This window comes from Brevundimonas sp., from assembly GCF_018608325.1.
GTDB lineage: Bacteria > Pseudomonadota > Alphaproteobacteria > Caulobacterales > Caulobacteraceae > Brevundimonas.
In genome coordinates this window covers 40,149-46,258 of the sequence record NZ_JABAZW010000149.1, presented here as the reverse complement: position 1 = coordinate 46,258, position 6,110 = coordinate 40,149, and the positions used below count along the sequence as shown (strand labels likewise).

4 protein-coding genes and 1 pseudogene are annotated in these 6,110 nt (G+C 66.0%); 2 read left to right on the top strand and 3 right to left on the bottom strand.

The genetic code is table 11. The annotated features are described in order from the left end of the window. From QZ281_RS14950 to QZ281_RS14940, 3 genes and pseudogenes are all read right to left on the bottom strand, one after another. Positions 1-204, bottom strand: a pseudogene (locus QZ281_RS14950) (hypothetical protein); the annotation flags it as partial. Beyond that, positions 191-649 carry a tRNA (adenosine(37)-N6)-threonylcarbamoyltransferase complex ATPase subunit type 1 TsaE gene (gene tsaE, locus QZ281_RS14945; RefSeq protein WP_292229701.1) on the bottom strand — a complete coding sequence of 153 codons (459 nt, stop codon included), beginning with the start codon at positions 647-649 and terminating at the stop codon, positions 191-193. The gene tsaE and the pseudogene QZ281_RS14950, both read right to left, overlap by 14 nt. Further along, the gene (locus QZ281_RS14940; RefSeq protein WP_292229699.1) at positions 646-1,503 is read right to left on the bottom strand and encodes a 1-acyl-sn-glycerol-3-phosphate acyltransferase; all 858 of its coding nucleotides are present in this window, start codon (positions 1,501-1,503) and stop codon (positions 646-648) included. The genes tsaE and QZ281_RS14940 overlap by 4 nt, the downstream gene beginning before the upstream one ends. 123 nt (positions 1,504-1,626) lie before the next feature. On the opposite strand from QZ281_RS14940, the gene QZ281_RS14935 reads away from it, so the two are divergent. Both QZ281_RS14935 and QZ281_RS14930 read left to right on the top strand, forming a co-directional pair. Then, on the top strand, positions 1,627-3,708 hold the full coding sequence (locus tag QZ281_RS14935; RefSeq protein WP_292229697.1) for a S9 family peptidase: 2,082 nt from the start codon (positions 1,627-1,629) through the stop codon (positions 3,706-3,708). A gap of 67 nt (positions 3,709-3,775) precedes the next feature. Next, positions 3,776-5,899, top strand: a complete 2,124-nt coding sequence (locus tag QZ281_RS14930; RefSeq protein WP_292229695.1) for a S9 family peptidase — start codon at positions 3,776-3,778, stop codon at positions 5,897-5,899. The last annotated feature ends 211 nt before the right edge of the window (positions 5,900-6,110 follow it).

Sequence of the window (6,110 nt, the reverse complement as noted above, 5' to 3'; positions counted from 1 at the left end):
GGTGATTGCCTGTGCGCGTTTGGTGCGGGCCTCGCCCTCGCGGCTGGTTGCGACGCTAGTCGCGTGCGACGCGCCGTCCGCGGCGGTCAGGCGTTCATACCGACGCGTGGAGGCGTCTCCGGCCAGAGGCTGGCGCACGGCGTCGGCCAGACCTGCGGCCTTCAGGAAGTCGATGCGTAGGGTTTCGCGGTCAGAGGCGGACATGTTCGATCAGGGCTTCCCACCGGCCTGCGCCGGAAACGGTCGCAAGGCGGCCTTCGCCGTCCTCTGCGATGACAAGGGTCAGACGGTCGGGGCCGAGGAACCGCTCAGGCTGATCGCCCAGACGTTCAGGCCATTCGATGACGGCGCAGCCTTCGTCCAGCGCCTCGTCCAGACCGATCTCGAAGGCCTCTTCGGGACGGGTCAGGCGATACAGGTCGAAATGGGCGACGGCCGGATCGCTCTCATAGAACTGAACCAGGGTGAAGGTGGGCGAAGGCACATCCTCGTCCGGCGTGGTCAGGGCGCGGATCAGGCCGCGCGCCAGCGTCGACTTGCCCATGCCCAGCGGCCCGTACAGCAGGACGCTGTCGCCGGGGGCCAGAAGCGGGGCGATGATCTGGCCAAGGCGGGTGGTGACCTCGGCGTCGGGCAGTTCAATCTTCATGCAAACACCGCGTCATGATCGGCGGCCAGGGTCCGTTCCGTGAAATGTTTCAGCGCCTCGGTCGCCTTCGTGGCGTCCACGTCCAGCCGGTCGGCGGGAATAGGCAGGCCGACATCGACGCCGAAACCCTTGCCTTCCTTGTTCAACAACTCGTGGAACAGGGTCACGTCGCGCAGTTCCTGAGAGAAGCGGTCGAAAGTGTGGAACAGGCGGCTGTAGGGGCCGGTGACGTGCATCGGGACGACGGGCGCATCGTATTTGCGCGCCATCGAGGCGGCGGTCGGCGCCCATTCGGGATCGGTGATCTGGCCGTTCTTGTCCACCCGCGCCAGACGCCCGGCGGGGAACATGACGATGCAGCGTTCAGCCTCGAACGCTTCCCTTGCCGCGTTCAGGGTTGAGCGGGTCTTTTCGCGGGTGCGTTTCTCATGGACCCATTCGACGGGGATGATGGTCTCATCCAGACGTGGCGAGACGCGGATCGCATCGGCGTTGGCGAAGAAGATCATGTCGCTGCGCCGCTGCTTGATCGCATCATAGACGGCGACCCCGTCGGCGATGCCGGTCGGGTGGTTGCAGACCACGATGCAGCGGCCCGTGGCGGGCAGGCGGTCCAGGTTGGTCGTTGCGACCTTCAGCTTCAGCAGGTCCGAGATGTAGTCAAAGGTTCCGGCCCCCGACAGCGGCTGGATGGCGTCGGCCATCCGCACCGCCGCCCCATAGCCCAGCACCCCGTAAAGCGCCGGTCGTACCACCGGCCAGAAGGGCGAGGCGGTCAGGCGCGGCGCACGCTCGGCGATCAGCACATCGACGATGTGCGGCTGGCGTCTGGCGGGGGGCGAAGCGGTGTTCATGAAGGACCGCTTGTCGCCGGTTCGCGTGAAACGGGCAAGCCGGATGCGCGGCGGCATGACCGCTTGGCGGGGATGAATTGGCCCCCTAACAAGGGTGATCTGGAGTTTGGGGAGTAGAAACAGATGATCCGTTCACGCTGGATGGCCGCCACGGCTTTCGGAGCCTTGATGCTGGCCGCCGCGCCCGCCTTCGCCCAGACGGCGCAGCCGGTGGCCGCCGCAGCGGCGCCAGCCGAGGCTCCATCACGCGGCCTGTCCCTGCGCGACATGGCGATGATGGAGCGGGTCAGCGATCCTCGCGTCTCGCCCGATGGCCGCCAAGTCGTCTATTCCGTCCGCACGACCGACTGGGACGCCAACAAGGGCGTGAACAGCCTGTGGCTGGCCGATGTTGCAGGCGGCGAGCCGAAGAAGCTGGCCATCTCGGAAGGCGGCGCATCGGGCGCGCGCTGGGCGCCGGACGGCGGGGCCATCTATTTCCTGTCGGCGCGCGGCGGATCGAACCAGGTCTGGCGTACCGACCGGACGGGTGCTGCGGCGGCGCAGGTGACGACCCTGCCGTTCGACGTGTCGGGCTTCCGCATCGCGCCGGACGGCCGGTCGTTGATCCTGGCGGTTTCGGTCTTCACCGATTGCGACACCCTGGCCTGCACCAAGACGCGGCTGGATGAGCGGGCCAAGTCGACGCTGCAAGCCTATGACCGCCTGCCGTTGCGTGATTTCGACCACTGGGTCGATACACGTCGCACCCATCTGTTCCACCAGCCGCTGAATGGCTCGGGTCTGGGTGGAGGCGAACCGCGCGACCTGATGGCCGGTCTGGACGCAGATGTGTCGGCGGGCGACGCCAGCTTCGACATTTCGCCGGACGGCAAGGTGCTGGTTTACGGCACCCAGACGCAAGGCGCGGGCGAGCCCTTCACCAACAACAGCGACGTGTTCCGCGTGGCGCTTGACGGCGGGGCGCCGGTCAATCTGACCGAGGCCAACAAGGGGGCGGACGGCAATCCGGTCTTCTCGCCCAATGGCCGTCAACTGGCCTGGCTGTCAGCCCCGCGTGAGAATGTGGGCGGGGATCAGGCGGCGGTCTGGCTGGCCAATGCCGATGGTTCGGGCGCGAAGAAACTGACCAACTGGGATCGCGGGGCCAGCGGCCTGCAATGGCGCACCGACGGCCGTTCGCTGCTGGTCTCGACGGCGGATGAAGGCCAGCAGCGCATCTTCTCGGTCGATGCCCGCACCGGACAGGTCACGCCCCTGACGGGCAAGGGCACGGTCGGCGGCTATGAAGAAGTCGCAGGCGTTCTGGCCTATGCCCATGAAAGCTATGTCGCCCCGACGCAGATCTTCATCCGCACGACGGGCGAGCCGCGCCAGATCACCCACTACAACGCCGAACTGGTCGCGCGCATGCAATTGCCTGCCGCCGAAGCCTACAGTTTCGCGGGCTGGAACGGCGAGCAGGTGCAGGGCTGGGTGTTCAAGCCGGTCGGCGCAGTCGAGGGCCGACGCTATCCGGCGGTCTACATCATCCACGGCGGGCCGAAGTCGCCCTGGACCGAGAACTGGTCCTATCGCTGGAACCCGCAGATCTACACCTCGGCGGGTTATGCGGTGGTGATGGTCAACTTCCACGGTTCGCCCGGCTATGGTCAGGCCTTCACCGACGCCATCAACGACCACTGGGGCGACCGCCCTCTGGAAGACCTGCAGAAGGGTTGGGAGGCGGCCCTGGCCAATAATCCGTGGATCGACGGCGAGCGCGCCTGCGCCACCGGCGCCTCTTACGGCGGCTATATGGTCAATATGATCGCGGGCAAGTGGAACGGACCATGGCGCTGTCTGGTCAATCACGCAGGCGTCTTCGACGTGCCGCAGCTGATGAACGCCATGGACATCGGCAACTTCATCCATGAGTTCGGCGGGCCCAGCTGGGAACGCAAGGAGGTCTATGACGCCTTCAACCCGGAAACCTATGTCGGGAACTGGAAGAAGCCGATGCTGGTGCTGCATGGCTCCAAGGACTTCCGTGTGCCGATGGAGCAGGGGCTGGCCACCTTCTCGGCCTTGCAGCGCCAGGGTGTTCCCAGCCGCTTCGTCCATGTGCCGGATGAGAACCACTGGGTGCTGAAGCCCCGCACCTGGGTCGACTGGCAGCAGGAGATTCTGGACTGGGTCGGGCGTTACACCCAGCCCGGCGCCTGAGCGACCCATTGACGCGGACAGGGACGGTGGTAGGCCTCGCGGCAACTGTTTTGCGAGGAAGGCCCCCATGCGTCACCGCTCCCTGTTGTCCGCCGCCTGTGCGAGTATCGCCTTGTCGGGCGCCCTGATGGCCGCCGCGCCCGCACTGGCGCAGGTGCCGCCCGCGCCGGTTCCGGCGGCCCCCGCCGCCCCGAACGCCTTCACCTATCAGGACATGATCTCGGCCAACCGGCTGGGTGATCCGCAGGTGTCGCCGGACGGCCGTTATGTCGTCTATTCGGTGACGACCACGGATGTGGCGGCCAACAGCCGTTCGGGCAGCCTGTGGATTCTGGACCTGGACACGCCGGATCAGGCCCCGCGCCGTCTGGCCATCTCGGACCAGAAGGCCAACACCGCGCGCTGGGGCGGCGACGGCAATCTGTATTTCCTGTCGGACAAGTCGGGCTCCAGCCAGGTGTGGCGCGTGGCGTCTCCGACGGCGGCTGCGGTTCAGGTGACCGACCTGCCGACCGATGTTAACGCCTATCGCGTAAGCCCGACGGGCGACAAGGTGGCGGTGTCCCTGGCCGTCTATCCGAACGCCGCTGACCTGAACGCCTCGGTCGCGCACGGCAAGGAAGTCGCCGAGCAGAAGACCACCGGCCAGGTCTATGACCGCATGTTCGTGCGTCACTGGGACACTTGGAACGACCACACCCAGAACCACCTGTTCGTCCAGTCGATCGGCCGCGACGGCAAGGCGACCGGAACCCCGGCCTGGGTGACCAAGGGCTTCGACGGCGACACCCCCTCCAAGCCGTTCGGCGATGAGAGCGAGTTCGTCTTCACGCCTGCGGGCGATTCCATCGTCTTTTCGGCCCGCGTCGCTGGCCAGAGCGAGTCGTGGAGCACCAACTTCGACTTGTTCCGCACCAACGGCCTGACCGGCGACGGCCAGTTCACCAACCTGACCGAGGATAATCTGGCCTGGGACACCGGCCCGGTCTTTTCGCCCGACGGCAAGACCCTGGCCTATCGCGCCATGGCCCGCCCGGGTTTTGAGGCTGACCGCTATCAGATCGTGCTGATGGACGTGGCCACGGGCCAGAAGCGCCAGATCGCCGCCAACTGGGATCGTTCGGCCGACACCCTGCAATGGTCGCGTGACGGCCGCACACTGTACACGACCGCTGGCGACGTCGGTTCGACCAAGCTGTTCTCGGTCGATGTCGGCAACGGCACGGTGGTTCCCCTGACGGGAGCGGGCCACGTCTCGGCCTTCCAGCAGACGCCGTCGGGCTTTGTCTTTGCTCAGGACACCCTGCGTGAGCCGGGCGACCTCTATTTCAAGACCTTCCGGGGCCGCGAAATGCCGCGCCGCCTGACCAACGCCAACCCGGCCTTCGCCCAGAAGGCGTTCGGCGACTATGAGCAGTTCAACTTCCCCGGCTGGAACAACGAGACGGTCCACGGCTATGTCATCAAACCGGTCGGCTATGTCGAAGGTCAGAAATATCCGGTCGCCTTCCTGATCCACGGCGGGCCGCAGGGCTCGTTCGGCGACGGCTGGTCGTACCGCTGGAACCCCGAGACCTATGCGGGCGCGGGCTATGCGGTGGTGATGATCGATTTCCACGGTTCGACCGGCTACGGCCAGGCCTTCACCGACGCGATCAGCCAGCACTGGGGCGACCGCCCGCTGGAAGACCTGCAGAAGGGCTGGGCGGCGGCTCAGGCCAAATACAGCTTCCTGGACGGTCAGAACGCCTGCGCCCTGGGCGCCTCGTATGGCGGCTATATGATCAACTGGATCGCGGGCAACTGGCCCGATGGCTTCAAGTGCCTGGTCAACCATGACGGGGTCTTCGACACCTTCGGCATGGGCTATTCGTCCGAGGAGCTGTGGTTCACCGAGTGGGAATACGGCGGCACGCCGTGGGATCACGCCGAGGGCTATCAGAAGTTCAACCCGGCCAACCATGTCCAGAACTGGAAGACGCCGATGCTGGTGGTTCAGGGCGACCGTGACTTCCGCATCCCGACCGCGCAGGGCCTGTCGACCTTCACCGCGCTGCAGCGTCGCGGCATCGACAGCCGCCTGATCGTCTTCCCCAACGAGAATCACTGGGTGCTGAAGCCGGCCAACAGCCTGCAATGGCACAACGAGGTGTTCGGCTGGCTGAACAAATATCTGGCCCCGGCCAAATAAGCCGGACCGTCGGGTCCAATGTCCAAGGGGGCGCGGTCGAAAGACTGCGCCCCTTTTCTTTGCCCAGATAGGGATCGGAGGCCTATTGAAGGACATGGAGCATTCGACCTGACCCGCCGGGGACTGTTCGCACCCGCCCTGGGTCTGCTGGCTGCCGCCTGTGCGCCTTTGGGCCTGCTGGAAAATCCGCGCCCGTAAAGGTCATAGGTCA

Bases quoted from the DNA above. Each gene is read 5' to 3' on its own strand.
- tsaE (WP_292229701.1), bottom strand. From the start codon at position 649: ATGAAGATTGAACTGCCCGACGCCGAGGTCACCACCCGCCTTGGCCAG.
- QZ281_RS14940 (WP_292229699.1), bottom strand. From the start codon at position 1,503: ATGAACACCGCTTCGCCCCCCGCCAGACGCCAGCCGCACATCGTCGAT.
- QZ281_RS14935 (WP_292229697.1), top strand. From the start codon at position 1,627: ATGATCCGTTCACGCTGGATGGCCGCCACGGCTTTCGGAGCCTTGATG.
- QZ281_RS14930 (WP_292229695.1), top strand. From the start codon at position 3,776: ATGCGTCACCGCTCCCTGTTGTCCGCCGCCTGTGCGAGTATCGCCTTG.